Origin of the sequence: Bacillus sp. RCC_6_1, assembly GCF_041360755.1 — a bacterium.
In the GTDB taxonomy this organism is placed as follows: Bacteria; Bacillota; Bacilli; order Bacillales; family Bacillaceae_G; genus Bacillus_A; species Bacillus_A cereus.
Genome location: NZ_JBFUPV010000022.1, coordinates 40,707 through 54,906, shown reverse-complemented (window position 1 = coordinate 54,906; position 14,200 = coordinate 40,707). Strand labels below are relative to the sequence as shown.

The window sequence follows — 14,200 nt, the reverse complement described above, 5'->3', positions numbered from 1 at the left end:
AATGAACTTCTTTCTATAAATGACACAAATTTTTCGTTTTGGGGGCATTATAAAATTTAAACTTGATAGCGATGGGGTAGCACCACATCGCTATCAAGCTAACAAAATACACCTACCCCCAGAACGGAATTTTGTGCTAATTTGTAATAAAAAGCTCATTTTCTCGTTATGGGGTGGATTTGTTTTCTTAAGTTGGTGGGCATGCGGCAGAACCCCCAATAAATTTAATAGCGTATAATTTTCATGTTTTTTCGGCGAAACATATAATGTATTATTCGGTTCGTTGTAATATATTCTTTACTTTTTGTAAAAAAGATATTACTATTACGTTAATATAACTGTATAATAGAAGAGAGGAATGACATGCTTGAAAATAATATAGTAGTAGGAAGAGCTGAAAAAAGATGGACTCAACAACAATTAGCAGATGCAGTTGGTGTCAGTCGACAAACTATAGTAGCTTTAGAAAAAAATAAATATAACCCTTCTTTGATTTTAGCTTTCAAAATTTCTAATTCACTTGAGAAAGAGATAACCGATGTATTTAAATATAAGGAGGATGAATAATGGTTAATATTGCTACGATTGTAATTTGTGTGTTAGTAGTATTGGTGTTTATTGCAGAAATTTACAAAATTACATTTGAACGTCGGATGGAGTCACAAGATGAGAGAGGGCAAATGTTCATCTTTAAAATTAAGTCATTATCTTATACTGTTCTAACCGTTGGTATATTAATTGGAGTAGCATTAGTAGCAATATTTAAGTTAATAGATAAGGAATATTTTATTTATTATGTAATGCTTGTGTTTTTTATTCAAAGTATAGTATCATCCATTTATTTGGCTATTGTTCGGAAAGTATAAAACGGTTCACTAGATAGCGATGTGGTGCTACCTCTCATATATCATTACCCAATATTTTTCTTCTAGCTCACCTTCTTCAATAACTTTTTTCCAGCCCATATTCTCATAAAACTTTAATGCTTTTTGATTTTTAGAAACACACTTTAATCTTAATGGTATATTCATCTTTTCTATGGAAGCATGAAGTAACTGTCTTCCAACCCCCTTACCAAAGAACTCAGGATGTACAAATAAATTGTGTATAAAGTTTTCAGGTAAATATAAAGAAGCAAATCCGAGGATATGATTATCTTCCTCTGCTAGTAGTATATGTTCTCCTTCAGTATGTTTATCAAAATCTTCTACAGTCATTTCATTTCTATCTAGCCAATGAAAACTTTCACGCCGTGATTCTAAATATATCCTTCTTAAATTAGGGTAGTCTAATGCAGTTGCTACTCTAATATTCATTTTCTCACTCTCTCTTCCTTTTTTTAATTAAATAAATCTAACCGTTTCTAGAGTAAACGGTTAAATTTACGAGAGAAATTTATTCACTCGTATCTCTTTAAAACAATGGCTGCATTATGACCTCCGAAACCAAATGAGTTAGATAGACCTATATTTATTTTCACTTGGCGAGCAACAGATGGTACATAATCCAGATCACATAATGGATCAAGATTTTCTAAGTTAATTGTTGGAGGAACTGTCCCTTCCTTTAAGCTCATTGCTAGAGCAATTGCTTCAACTCCACCAGCTGCCCCTAACATATGACCAAGCATAGATTTATTAGCTGTTACCGGAATCTGATAAGCTTGTTTTCCAAACAGTTGCTTAATAGCCATCGTTTCAGAGATGTCCCCCACTTTTGTACTTGTTGCATGGGCACTAATAACATCAACTTCTTCAGGCGATATATTGGCATTTTTTAAAGCTGATCTCATTGCAAGATAAGCACCTTTACCTTCCGGATGTGTAGCTACGATATGGTATGCGTCTGAACTTGCACCATATCCAATGACTTCTGCATAAATCTTTGCCTCTCTATGTAAAGCATGAGATAAAGATTCTAAGATTAGAATTCCAGCTCCTTCTGACATGACAAATCCATCTCGATTTTCATCAAATGGACGACTAGCTTTAGTGGGATTATCGTTTCTTGTTGATAATGCTGTAGCGTTACCAAAACTGGCTATTGATAAGTCTGTTATAGCTGACTCTGTTCCACCCGCAAATATAACGTCAGCTTCCCCAGAACGAATTAGTCTAAAGGCTTCCCCGATAGATGTATTTCCAATTGCACAGGCAGAAACAGGTGACATAGAAGGTCCCATCGCATTCCACTTGATACTAATTTGTGCTGCAGCAGCATTAGACATTATGGCAGGTACTAGAGTTGGGCTGACTCTTCTTGGTCCCTTCTGCCTAAGTGCATCAACATTTTCAATCAAGGTTTCAATCCCTCCGATACCTGAACCTACGTATACGCCTAACCTTTCTACATCTATACGATCGAGGTCTAACTTAGAATCTGACCAAGCTTGTTCAGCTGCAGCCAAAGCAAATTGAGAGAAACGATCTAAACGTCTTGCTTCTTTCTTTCCTAAAACTTCATCTGCATCAAAATCTTGGACGATACCTGCAATTTTTGTTTTATGATTGGTAACATCAAAAGTATCGATATTGACTATACCAGATTCCCCTTTAATTAGATTGTTCCAAAATGTTTTGATGTCGTTTCCTATAGGAGAAACTACGCCCATACCAGTAATCACAACTCTTTCCACTTTGCAATCCCTCCAATCAATAATATACTTGTATTTTACAGTCAATTTATCCTATTACAAGGGGGGGATTTATCCTAGTATAACTACTACTAGGATAAATTGATAAGATAAGGAGTTTTAAAAATGAATAATAAAACAAGGCTTAAAGCTCTGTCGGCATTCTTAAAAGCTAAGCGTGCCCAAATTAGTCCAGAGTCTATTGGTTTGTCTGCCGGAAACCGGAGAAGAACACCAGGGTTACGAAGAGAAGAGGTTGCGCAGTTAGCAGGTGTAAGCACCACTTGGTATACATGGCTAGAGCAAGGAAGAGATATAAAGGTTTCTACAATCGTACTTGATTGTATTTCTAAAGCTTTGCAATTAAATAATGATGAAACAGACTACTTATATGACCTGGCATTCGAAACAAATTCAGAAAGTACAAGTCCAAAAAAGGATCAATCAAAGCTTAGCCCTTCTTTAATACGAATACTAGATGAATTAACATATTGTCCAACTATCATTACGGATCGACATTGCCATATTATGGGCTGGAATCCTGCAGCTGCTCATGTTTTTTTAGATTTTGAACAAATACCAAATAATCAAAGAAATTTGATTCGTTTAGTATTCACTAGAAAAGAGTTAAAAGCATTGGCCGTCAATTGGGAACATTTCGTGAAAGGTTTTCTTGCTATTTTCCGTACCTATTATGGACGCTATTTAGACGATGAATGGTACAGCCAGTTTATTGAAGAAATGAGTCGTTCCCATCCAGAATTCCAGAATTTATGGCAAGAAAGTCAAGTGAGTAAGGCTCCAGACATGATAATTGAATTCAGACATGCTAAAGCAGGCAAAATGTTGTTTAATTTAACTTCTTTTCAAGTTCAAGGTGATATGGATTTACGGTGTAGTATCTATACGCCAGTAGGGGAAACGGATACAGAAAATAAATTAAAGCGATTAATGAAGAGGGTATCCGTTGAAAATTAATAAAGTAAGTTCATTACATTAGCAAAATGATAATGATTACTGAACAAAGTCATTATTCCTTATGGGAAAAAGAGTTAACTTTACTTTTTCCTTTTTGTTCAATGGGTGGATGGCGTTAGTTGAAGGATCATAGAAATGAACAGACTTTTTTATAAAAGAATGAATCAATTAAATAAAGTAAGAGCGTGTTTCGAACAATTTCAGAACACATAGGTCATTTATCTCTTTGTTCTGTACCCATTAAAGATTTCCACAGTACTAGGTCAATCTATCTTGTTTCTCGTACAGAAAAGATAGGACGAGCTCTTTTTTAAACATTTATGACTTAGCCCCCATATCTATCACCCTAACAAAAAAGGTTACCCAAAAACTATAAAAATGAACTTCGGTGCTGTAAAAAACACAAAATTATCGTTTAGGGGCTTCTTTAAAGTCTTAGCTTGATAGCGATGGTGTACCGCCACATTGCTATCAAGCTAAGGCTAAGAAAGGGCAGTTTCAGAAGGGATTTTTTCTTATTCTAAAAACCAGTGCAAATCATTGGGGATTCTGCATATCAAATAAATCCTAACGGGTTTCATTTTTAAAATTAAGCGGCTTAATTATCAGACATGGTCCAATTGTAAACGACACCTAATATATTAAAGACTGTTTTCTCCCTGTATCGATGGGGATTTTCGTCCGTTTCGCTGTAAGAGTTTCAGCAGGCGAAGAAGAATATTTGAAAATCTAATATTTTTTAGAATCGTAACCTTTATAGGTGGAGTTGTATTAGTAAATTCATGATAGCTATAATAAAAATTTTTAAACAATACCAATTAATTTTGTATTTTAAAATTAATACTTGCAAATCTAATACACCTCTCGTTACATTTTGTATACGGATTGTATACAAAATGTAACGAGAGGTGAAAATGATGGCAGAAACATATCGTAAAGCTAAGGTATTAAAATTTCTAGACAAATTACGTGAAATGAAAGAGATGAATATAAAGTATTCACAAATGTATTTGATAAACTTAAAAGAATTAATTCCTCATATGGAGAATGATATATTTTTTCTGGAAAATGTAGAAGAAATAGAAGATATTTTAGAAAATCTACAGTTTAAGAAAGAGGAAGAAAATATTGTTTTATCAAGAGAGCAACTCATGTTTTTTAAGGAAGCAACTAATGCTATAACAACAATCAAAGATATCAATATTATTTTAGAAGAAGCTGGAGAGTTTTTTGAATTAGATATTCCTGAAAGAAAAGTGAAATCTGGAATGGTAAATTACAAAATTCAATCCATTGATCCAATGGATATGACTGGTATTAAAAAGCAATATTATATTATGTTAGGGGAAATTGGTGTATCATACCCTGATGGAACAGGCGATGAAGAATTTGTAGCGGCTGCAAATAAAGTATTTCTGGAGTATGTTACACATAATGATATTACAAAAGTAGATGATGGTTTTATTGTTTCGCTACCGGTATTTGCTTCTCATCAAGTGATAAAAGATTTAACGAATGCAGATTTAACAGTTCTTGCAATGATTCCTATAAAAGAAAAAGAATAAGAAGTCATAGAAAATAAGTAAATGGCTGAATTGAAAAAGCAAGTATTAGAGATTTTAGAGGAAATATGTGAAACCGATATAATAAAAGAAAGTCCATAAAAAGCTTTGAATTTCTTGAGCAAATAGTTATAATTCATCAAATACAGAAATAGACATACAAAAATACCATCCTTTCCTATGATTCTACAGAAAGAATAGCGTATTTTTTATTTTAGGGGGATTTTTGAAGAAGGAATTAATACAATATGTAAAAATACTCTGCTATCTAGTGAACCGTTTTATACTTTCCGAATAATAGTCAAATAAATGGATGATACTATACTTATATAATCATTATCAGGAGAATCTGCAGATTTGCAGATTCTTTTTTATTTTATCGAAAGTAAACTTTTAGCCAGCAGTTTATTTTCCTACTATTGATTTTTATACGTATTTGGTGAAAAATCAAGGAGCTGCAAAAAAATACTATACCGAAAGTTCGGTATAGTAATGTGCATATCAAAGATCCCACTTTGGTATATCTCCGAAAGAGTCATAAAAATCTATGTTTTTTTAATTCAGTTGCAAACTACAAAACTTTTTTTGAAAAAAATGTACATACAAATTATATTTTATTCCATAACTCTCTAACTTTTGTTCATGGTAGTCTGATATTGAAAAAATATAATATTTGGTACGACATCACTTTGTTTTTTTATAAAGTTTTGTAATTAAACTATAATATTGTATTTTTTTTGTATTATTGAAATTAGTAATAATAAAATGTATTATTGAAAAGCACAATTTATAATTCAAGTAATCAGGACTATGCGCCCATTATAATTTGAACATTCAGAAATTATAATATTGTCTAAAAATGAGGTGAGATTCATAGAAACAGTACATATTAAATGGTATGGAATGTATAGTATAAATGATTTTTATAATAGGGAAGAAGCTTCTAAGAAGGGGATATTTGCAATCTCTAGAGTATGTGCTAAGAGTGTAACATTGCTATATATAGGACAAACCAAAAGAAGCTTTATACAAAAGATAAGTGAACTTAATAAGGAGTGGCCTTTCGATGAGAGCGAATTAAAGATTACATTAGGAATAATAGAATTTCCTAGTGGTGAAATTTACTCTGAAAAGAAGGTAAAAGAGATAAAATCCCTTTTGATTTTACGACATACCCCATTAGAAAACGAAACATCTTTATTATACTATAGAGGGAAATTTAATTTAAAAATTATAAATAAGGGAAGAAGAGGTTTAATTGTTAAAAAGCTTTCTACAGGAGATCTAATATGGACATAATTGGAATCACCTTTGAATAAAATTGAAAGTTTCTTAAGTGCAGAAGCTTATCTATTTTTAATGTATTAAACTATTTTGAATAACATATGTCAGATACTTGAAAAAACACAAATTTTATTATGATATGAAATCCTGTATGGAAAGTGTAGTTTATTTCTATTGTTTAATAAAAATATTAAGAATTTTAGGGATAATACATAAAGAGTAGAGGAGAAAGTAAACACGGAGGTTTGAAGAATGGGACAAGTAAGCAGATTTCAAGAAAAACAACAGAATCGTCGTCAAAAGGCAATTTTTAATATTGCATTTACTTTGGTATTAGTGACAGTTGGTATAGTGACATACCAATTGTTTACCCCTTCTAATACATCAACGAAAGCAATTGCTCAAGAAAAGAAAGTAACAAAGATAGAAGAGAAGAAAACTGAAGATAAAGAAACAGCAAAGATAGAAGAGAAGAAAACTGAAGATAAAGAAACAGCAAAGATAGAAGAGAAGAAAGCTGAAGATAAAGAAGCAGCACAGCTAGAAGAGAAATCAAAAGCAGAAAAATCGGTAAAAACGAACGGAACTGAAAATAATGAGGAAGAAAAAACGGCATCTCAAGAAAAGGATTCTCAAACTAATCCTTCTTGGAAGCCAATTGGTACCGAGCAAGGAGCAAAACCTGAAATGAAATTTAAAGAAGGAACAGTAGATTGGAGTGAGATGAAAAAAGCAATTTCTTATGCTGTTGATGTTCCAGAGAGCCAATTGATTTTCGATTTTATTGGGAATAATGGTAATAATAAAGCCTACGGTAATGTACGAGATAAGCAAAATAATAAAAAATATAAGGTTAATATTGATTGGGTAGAAAATCAGGGGTGGAAACCAGTATCTGTACAAGTGGTAAGATAAATAATAGAAATGTAATGATGTAAATCAGCTGTCCATATGGACAGCTGATTATTTTTTTGCTTAGCGTATTTTTTTGAAAATGCTGGTGGTACCTCGTTGAGAAACATGAATTAAATCTATATTTTGTTTTATTTACCTCACTACTTTATCCATAACTTCTTTATATTTATAATAGTAATTAGTTTCAAATAAATAGTTGTACGGAAGAAAATGTTCCTTGTAAGTAGTAAGCATCCTTTACAATTTTAATTTATAATTATTTATAAAAAAGAAAAGACACCCTAAGGTGCCTTCCTTCGACTTGAACCATCTTAATTTTAATAATATATTGGACTCCCATCCAAATATTATTTTACCATGTTAAATTGTTTTATTCATTGAGAAATATAGTTTCATTTTATATTTAAAAGAATTCTATAGGCTAGAACCACCTATTAATTAGGGGGAACTGACATGTTAAGCTAATATTATAGTACTTCTAGAACGGAAATTTTTTTTAATATGTATACGAGCCACATACCAAAAAAAAGACACTCTCAAGAGTGCCTCTCCTTAGCAGCCGAATCCGCCGCCCCAACAGCTAGCGCCAACGATGATTAATAAGATGAAGAGCACAACAAGTAAGGCAAATCCGCCGCCGAAACCACAGCCTCCACCACAACTACCGCCATAGCCCATATTAACTCCTCCTTCCATAAAGACCATTTATTAATGGATTTAATTTAATTTATGTTTTTAAGGATGAATGGAGCAGGTCCTTAAAAAAATAAAAGGATTTTAGAAGTTAAAAAGAGTTGACGACCTTATTTTTGTCACCGGTATCCCGCCTTCTACATATTGTATTTTATTCTGTGTATTGGGGGAAGGAGGATCTTATGGCTAATTCTGAGATGATTTTACGTTTACTTACGGATTTAAAGATTGAACAACAATTGCTGAAAGAACAGTTAGAGAAAATGCAAACAGCTGTGACTATTCTTGAAGAAAAATCAGTGACGCTTAAAGAAAAACCAGCGACGCTTAAAGAAAAAACAATGACTCCTGAAGAAAAACCATCTGTTACAAAGCAAAGAGCTTTTTCTGGACGCCCAACATCTTTTCGTGATTGGAGAGCATCTAGTCAAAAAAATTAGGGAATGTTATGTGAAATGATAAATGAAAAAGTACAGTCTGCTGTAGAAAAGACTGTACTTTTTTATGTTAGTAGAGAATGTTAAGGGAGACGTATTTATTTTGCCTATTCCAATTCCACTTTTAATTGGAGCTCTTTATCTAACTTATCATTATTAAATTTTAAAGTTAATCCTCGCGTGTTTTTCGGTACATCGAATACAATGTTTCCGTCCGAATGTTCATCAGGGTTAACAATACCAAATTTAAATGTAGACGTATTTGCAGCTTTAAGTACGGATTGATATTCATTAGAAATGTGATATTCTCTTCCAAATCCATCAATTAATTTAAAGTTGTTAATATCTAGTGTAATGGGTTCTTCTTTACGATTATAAACTGCGATGTCTAATACTTTAAAGACACCTTGTGCTTTAACTTCTCCAGTCCCTATAACATCTAATGACTCGGCAGATCCCATTGACATGTATACATCAGAGGAATCTACATTGGTAGGAAGTTCTTTTTGCGAATCCTTGCTGCTAAGTTTGTCATTCTCTGTTTTTTTAGAAGTCGCCTGCTCATTTTTCGCAGGTGCATCATGTGAACCGCAAGCTGATACTCCAAACAAGAATGTGCTACATAATAATGGGGCTAATAACTTTTTGTTCATCGTTTCTTCCTTCCAAAATAGAAGCACTTTAATGAGTGCTATATATTTGTCTTTATATGTATTACATTTTATATCTTATTATATTAATTTTGGAAGGAAAAGGGAAAATATTGTGCATTTCTCTGATTCGAGTTATTTATCCGTCTAAAAGTTGAAATTAAAATGAGCCCCATAAATGATAAACCATTCCACTAACAAAAAATACTAATCCTAAAAATAAAACAATTAAAGCAAGTATTCCATTTTTATTATGTTCCATAAAATTATCTCCTTTTCATTTACTTATCTACAAAAAGCCTTTAGTCGTAATTATGTCTAAAGGCTGTGGTCATTATACTTTTGTGGTCAATATTACTTTATTTAGCTGTATCTGAGTAATATTCCTCAGCACGAAACTCTTTAATAAGTGATATTTCATTTGTATCTGGATTAAACTTAAATATTTTAATTTGATTTGATTCGTCTTTGTATGCAAATGTATTCTCACCAACTTGGGTCATATTGCTGGTGTTTAAGATAGGATCGCTACCGTGATCAGTAATTTCTACAGTTTTCTCCCGGTCCCAAAACGCAATGACAATAATCAAAATGATAAGACATACCTGTATAAAACGTAATTCTCTTGCAACAGGATGTTCCATCTGTTAGTCTCCTTTACTGTTTGATAGAGTCTGTTTATAAAAGAGATAATTCCTAGGAATATAAATAAAAAAGACACCGTAAAGTGTCTTTTTTATTTTAGTTATGCGCATTACTTAATAAGACGCTAGTTCCTCAGTCTGGCTATGAGTAACTATGTAGGGTAATTCCATTATAACATTTTAACCAGTAATGGGTCTATATGGAATTTTGTTGATTTTCTTTTTGATTATTCAGAATGACTTGCCAAGTATTTGGATGAGGAAAGCAGTGAGACAGAAGCGACTAAACATGTTTTAGAAGAGTGTCTTCTTTTTTGTATCATTGTGAGTAAAGTGTAGAGTTATATTTCCCTTTACACAAACATAACGGTATAATATAGTTAAGTTAAGTAAACTTAACTATTAAGTAAAACGAAATAAAAGCATGGAGGATGCTATGACTAGAACGTATAAAGAAGTAATTAATGAAATGAATCGAGCCTATACGGAACTCTATATTTTACTATTTCAAGATTTAAAGGATGAGTTCGGTCTTACTGGGCAGCAAGAGAGCATGTTATTTCATATTCATTTAAATGAAAACACGACAGCAAATAACATTGCGAGTACGTTTAATATAACGAAAAGTGCTGTGAGCCAAGTTTTATCGAAATTGGAAAAGCAACAGATGATTTCGAAACAAGTAAATCCTAACAATAAAAGGGAGTATTTCCTTACGATCGGTCCAAACGGTAGTAAATATATCGAAAGATTGTCTGAGTTAGATGATGTATTGATCGAGAAATATTTCTCGAAAATTGATATTGGAGCGTTGCAGCAAATGACTGATACGTTAAAGAAAATAAATAAAGTGATATTGGAAGAAAAGCAGAAGGATCTTGAGTCTAATGAGTAAGAATGAAGATGAAGCAATTAGTAGAAAGGAGGAGAAGCGTGTGATGAGTTACATACCAAATATGATTACGATAGCAAATTTTGTGTGTGGGCTTTTGGCTATTCACGCTGTTTTCGTTCACGATATGCATGGTGCAGTTATGTTCATTATTACAGGTATGGTATTTGATCTGTTTGATGGTATGGTCGCTCGGAAACTAGATGCTGCTTCGGAAATAGGCGGAGAGTTAGACTCATTTGCGGATTTAGTGACCTTCGGTGTGGCACCATCTATTCTTGCCTATAGTGCCGCTTTAAAAGATTTGCAGTTTATCGGGATGATATGTGCGCTCGCTTATAGTATTTGCGGAATGCTGCGGCTTGCTAGATTTAACACGCAACAAAGCAAACTCCCAACATTCATCGGAATGCCCATTCCATTTGCGGCAATGTGTCTCCTCATTTTATGCCTCCTAAATAACCCAGTTTCCGTGGCATTTGGCACATGCGTACTCGCTTATTTAATGGTGAGCAAAATCAAATTCCCTCATTTTAAAAAAGATATATCGGAAAGCTTGAAGTCCGAAAGATGGGATTAATAGGAAAGATAAGGAGCATAATATGATTCGTATGGCATTAAGATCATTCAACATACAAATATATTGTTTATTAGGCGTGATGTTATTGGGATGGTTGCTGACACCTTTTCCAGCCCAGTTTGTAGGGATAAGCATCGGCCTTTTAGTGAGTATGTACTGCGCCTGGATTTTAGGAAGGCGTATCGAAAAGTTCGGAAATAGCATCGTAAAAAAAGAAAAAGCACCAATGCTCGGCATGATGAATCGGTTTGCAGCCGCCATACTCGGTGCGATTATTATGTATGAAATTGAACACCGTGAGTACATGTGGACATTTGCAGCTGGAATTATGGGTGGGTATTTCCTGATTATTATTAATTTGGGCTATTACAGTATGAGGGATGAGAAGAAATAAAGTGCTGTGTAAATAACTAATTTGGATGATTTGAATGTAAAAGCCTCAAAACTTTCTTTTCTAGAGAGCTTTTTATTACAATGAAAAGACACCCATATAAGAGTGTCTTTTCCAATAGTTTTTTAGCAGAAGCAAGAAGCTCCAACAATGATTAATAAAATAAACAATACAACTAGTAAAGCAAAGCCGCCGCCACAACCACTACTACAACTACCACCAAATCCCATAATAGTTCCTCCTTTAATAAGAGGGGAAAACAAGGGGTCACTCATGTATTTTAATGGATTCAACTTACTTTATGTTTTTTACACAATAATTGAGCAGGTCCATTTGCAAATAAAGAAAAGACACCCTAAGGTGCCTTCCTCCGACTTGAACTATCTTAATTTTAATAATATTGGACTCCTGTCCGAATATTATTTTACCATGTTAAGTTGTTTTGTAAAATGTTCCATATCGATAATTGCAATAAACGTTTTAGTTTTGGAGTTATGTATCTGTCTAAACGTTGAAATTAATAAAAGTCCGATTTGTGAGGGCTGATTAAAGTTTCACTTTATCAAATTTGGAACTGAAAATGTACTAGCTTGATAATGAAGCCTGGCTATTAGAATTGAAAAATTTTAGTTTTATTATAATTAATAGAAATGAGAGTAGTGTGAATATAAAGCCGCTCCAAATAAGCTGGTGAATACCTAAGTTTGAAATGAACCAGCCTCCAATAGTGGTTCCTAAAGTAATTCCGAGATTTGAGAACGAAACGAATAGACTGTTACCAAATTCAGGTGCTTCTTTAGCTTCACTTATTAACCATGTTTGACCAACAATTAATCCACCAGCATGTACGATTCCCCAAATGAATACTATAAAAATCATTGGAACAAGGTAGGAACCTAAATAATAAACCAATATGTAAACAATAGAATATAGAATAGGGAATGATATTACAGTGTTTATTATGCTTTTTTGCAGGAGACCACCAAATAAATGATTACCTAAAATCATAACTATACCAAATATGAATAGCATGATACTGATGAGAGATCCATTCATGGAAGTTACTTTTGCAAGGTACTCGGCGAAGTAGCTGTATACGGAAAACATGGCTGCAAAAAGGAATGTGACGGTTAAAATATTTAACCATAATCCTGGTTTGCCGAGTATACGAATTTGTTTGCCGAAAGACATTTTTTCTTTAACAGGCATAGAAGGAAGTAGGAGTAGTATTCCAATGAATGCAAGAGTGTTAACGAATGCTCCGAATAAGAAAGCCATTTCGAGTGAAAATTGGTCTGCAAGGTAAGAGGTTAGTGGTATACCTAAAGCGAAACCAACAGTAATTCCCATGAAAACTTTTGTAACTGCTTGACCGCTCTTTTCTGGAGGGACAAGTTTAGCAGCTGTTACAAGAGCGATTGAAAAGAAGAGTGGATGAAGCGCTGCCGGTAAAATACGAAAAACAAGCATGACTTCAAATTGTGTTGTATAAGCGTAGATTAAATTTGAAATAACAAATGTGAAAATTGCTGTTAATAAAATTATTTTGCGATTAATACTAGAGACGAGCAGAATTAAAAACGGACCAGAAATAGCAACAACTAGTGCAAATATACTTACTAAAAATCCAGCTTGTGTAGTTGAAATTCCGAACTTTTCAGTGATTTGTGGTAATACGCCGACAATACCCATCTCGGTAGTAATAATTCCGAACACACCTATTGCGAGTGTCAGAATAAGTAAAGGATTTACTTTTTTCATTTATAAAACTCTCCATTCGTATCAGTATTTTGAAAGTAAATTCATTAACAAAGAAGCATTATTATAAGCATGATTGGATGCCAATATTATCAGGAGTATGTAATCTGAAATACAATAACAGATATCTAAATAACTAGATATGATATATTAAAAAAAATTCTCCTTTCGATGTTTCTTGCTTTTACAGGCAGTGCAATTTATAAGAAGTCATTGGATACCTGTAAAAAAGCAGAATGTGTGAAAGCTAATAATCAATTAGTATGCTGATTGATTATTAGCTTTCATTTTATAATTCGTTTTGGACGTATTCAGAAAACTCTCGTATTGTTTTTTCATTTCGACGATAGTAGGTCCATTTTCCAATTCGGTCAGACTCTAGTAAGCCTGCTTTTTTCATAGTTAATAAATAACTAGAAATAACCGATTGAGCTAAGCCAGTTTTAAGCTGGATATCTCCTACACATACTCCAACTTGAAAGTTAAGGTCTTGTTCTAGGTAAGGTTTTTCGTCGAAATGGTTTTCTGGATTTTTTAACCATGATAAAATTTGACATCTTGTTTCATTTGACAATGCTTTATAAATTAATAAAGGTTCCATAAGGATATTATATCTACTTTTATAGATTTGTAAATGGGTTTTAGTGATTTTAAGGGAAGAAGGTATAGTTGATCCCCTTGAATAGGAATAAGATGCTCTTGATTTGTACCCTTTGTAAAGGACATTATAAAAAAAATCGGTAACCTAAAAAAGATGATTTCTGTATGCAAACAGGAGTCATCT

The 14,200-nt window shown here is 33.0% G+C and carries 18 protein-coding genes; 10 read left to right on the top strand and 8 right to left on the bottom strand.

Annotated elements, in window-relative coordinates; genetic code table 11:
• Window positions 1-363: 363 nt before the first annotated feature.
• Both AB6801_RS29805 and AB6801_RS29800 read left to right on the top strand, forming a co-directional pair.
• Window positions 364-567 (top strand): helix-turn-helix transcriptional regulator, encoded by a 204-nt coding sequence (locus AB6801_RS29805; protein ID WP_000892395.1) that lies wholly within the window; start codon window positions 364-366, stop codon window positions 565-567.
• The gene (locus AB6801_RS29800; protein WP_000247165.1) at window positions 567-866 is read left to right on the top strand and encodes a hypothetical protein; all 300 of its coding nucleotides are present in this window, start codon (window positions 567-569) and stop codon (window positions 864-866) included. Before AB6801_RS29805 ends, AB6801_RS29800 begins: the two co-directional genes overlap by 1 nt.
• A gap of 27 nt (window positions 867-893) precedes the next feature.
• Here the strand turns inward: AB6801_RS29800 and AB6801_RS29795 are convergent, their stop codons facing one another.
• Window positions 894-1,316, bottom strand: a complete 423-nt coding sequence (locus AB6801_RS29795) for a GNAT family N-acetyltransferase (RefSeq protein ID WP_001026485.1) — start codon at window positions 1,314-1,316, stop codon at window positions 894-896.
• Between the two features lie 83 nt (window positions 1,317-1,399).
• Entirely contained in the window at window positions 1,400-2,635 is a 1,236-nt protein-coding gene (fabF, locus tag AB6801_RS29790) for a beta-ketoacyl-ACP synthase II (protein ID WP_000442906.1), read from the bottom strand.
• A gap of 123 nt (window positions 2,636-2,758) precedes the next feature.
• Between fabF and AB6801_RS29785 the strand changes: the two genes are divergently transcribed.
• The 4 genes from AB6801_RS29785 to AB6801_RS29770 all read left to right on the top strand — a co-directional run bounded on the left by AB6801_RS29785 (window position 2,759) and on the right by AB6801_RS29770 (window position 7,371).
• Complete coding sequence (locus AB6801_RS29785; protein ID WP_001060884.1) at window positions 2,759-3,610, top strand: helix-turn-helix transcriptional regulator; 852 nt, start codon at window positions 2,759-2,761, stop codon at window positions 3,608-3,610.
• 914 nt (window positions 3,611-4,524) lie between these two features.
• Complete coding sequence (locus AB6801_RS29780) at window positions 4,525-5,175, top strand: hypothetical protein (protein ID WP_097999700.1); 651 nt, start codon at window positions 4,525-4,527, stop codon at window positions 5,173-5,175.
• A gap of 861 nt (window positions 5,176-6,036) precedes the next feature.
• Window positions 6,037-6,471, top strand: coding sequence for a sodium:proton symporter (locus AB6801_RS29775; RefSeq protein ID WP_141530639.1), 435 nt, complete (start codon window positions 6,037-6,039; stop codon window positions 6,469-6,471).
• A 237-nt stretch (window positions 6,472-6,708) separates the two neighbouring features.
• Window positions 6,709-7,371, top strand: a complete 663-nt coding sequence (locus AB6801_RS29770) for a YrrS family protein (RefSeq protein WP_370941346.1) — start codon at window positions 6,709-6,711, stop codon at window positions 7,369-7,371.
• 552 nt (window positions 7,372-7,923) lie between these two features.
• Here AB6801_RS29770 and AB6801_RS29765 read toward each other — a convergent pair.
• Complete coding sequence (locus AB6801_RS29765; RefSeq protein WP_000540377.1) at window positions 7,924-8,049, bottom strand: YjcZ family sporulation protein; 126 nt, start codon at window positions 8,047-8,049, stop codon at window positions 7,924-7,926.
• Window positions 8,050-8,246: 197 nt separating this feature from the next.
• Between AB6801_RS29765 and AB6801_RS29760 the strand changes: the two genes are divergently transcribed.
• Window positions 8,247-8,504 carry a hypothetical protein gene (locus tag AB6801_RS29760; RefSeq protein WP_000013694.1) on the top strand — a complete coding sequence of 86 codons (258 nt, stop codon included), beginning with the start codon at window positions 8,247-8,249 and terminating at the stop codon, window positions 8,502-8,504.
• Between the two features lie 104 nt (window positions 8,505-8,608).
• On the opposite strand, the gene AB6801_RS29755 is transcribed toward AB6801_RS29760, so the two are convergent.
• The gene (locus AB6801_RS29755; protein ID WP_061655465.1) at window positions 8,609-9,154 is read right to left on the bottom strand and encodes a DUF4352 domain-containing protein; all 546 of its coding nucleotides are present in this window, start codon (window positions 9,152-9,154) and stop codon (window positions 8,609-8,611) included.
• A 356-nt stretch (window positions 9,155-9,510) separates the two neighbouring features.
• Window positions 9,511-9,795: a YmzC family protein gene (locus AB6801_RS29750; RefSeq protein ID WP_370941345.1), complete on the bottom strand. Its 285-nt coding sequence runs from the start codon at window positions 9,793-9,795 to the stop codon at window positions 9,511-9,513.
• Window positions 9,796-10,231: 436 nt separating this feature from the next.
• On the opposite strand from AB6801_RS29750, the gene AB6801_RS29745 reads away from it, so the two are divergent.
• The 3 genes from AB6801_RS29745 to AB6801_RS29735 are packed head-to-tail and all read left to right on the top strand — an operon-like array spanning window position 10,232 to window position 11,661.
• A complete protein-coding gene (locus tag AB6801_RS29745; protein WP_097999518.1) occupies window positions 10,232-10,690 on the top strand; it encodes a MarR family winged helix-turn-helix transcriptional regulator in 459 nt (152 codons plus the stop codon).
• Window positions 10,683-11,267, top strand: coding sequence for a CDP-diacylglycerol--serine O-phosphatidyltransferase (pssA, locus tag AB6801_RS29740; protein ID WP_141530638.1), 585 nt, complete (start codon window positions 10,683-10,685; stop codon window positions 11,265-11,267). Before AB6801_RS29745 ends, pssA begins: the two co-directional genes overlap by 8 nt.
• A 22-nt stretch (window positions 11,268-11,289) precedes the next feature.
• Window positions 11,290-11,661 (top strand): ATP synthase subunit I, encoded by a 372-nt coding sequence (locus tag AB6801_RS29735; RefSeq protein WP_000620582.1) that lies wholly within the window; start codon window positions 11,290-11,292, stop codon window positions 11,659-11,661.
• Window positions 11,662-11,783: 122 nt separating this feature from the next.
• Here the strand turns inward: AB6801_RS29735 and AB6801_RS29730 are convergent, their stop codons facing one another.
• From AB6801_RS29730 to AB6801_RS29720, 3 genes are all read right to left on the bottom strand, one after another.
• Window positions 11,784-11,888 carry a YjcZ family sporulation protein gene (locus tag AB6801_RS29730; protein WP_000505689.1) on the bottom strand — a complete coding sequence of 35 codons (105 nt, stop codon included), beginning with the start codon at window positions 11,886-11,888 and terminating at the stop codon, window positions 11,784-11,786.
• 355 nt (window positions 11,889-12,243) lie between these two features.
• Window positions 12,244-13,419 carry an MFS transporter gene (locus tag AB6801_RS29725; protein WP_000757550.1) on the bottom strand — a complete coding sequence of 392 codons (1,176 nt, stop codon included), beginning with the start codon at window positions 13,417-13,419 and terminating at the stop codon, window positions 12,244-12,246.
• Window positions 13,420-13,705: 286 nt separating this feature from the next.
• Window positions 13,706-14,017 carry an ArsR/SmtB family transcription factor gene (locus AB6801_RS29720; protein WP_000433539.1) on the bottom strand — a complete coding sequence of 104 codons (312 nt, stop codon included), beginning with the start codon at window positions 14,015-14,017 and terminating at the stop codon, window positions 13,706-13,708.
• Between the last annotated feature and the right edge of the window lie 183 nt (window positions 14,018-14,200).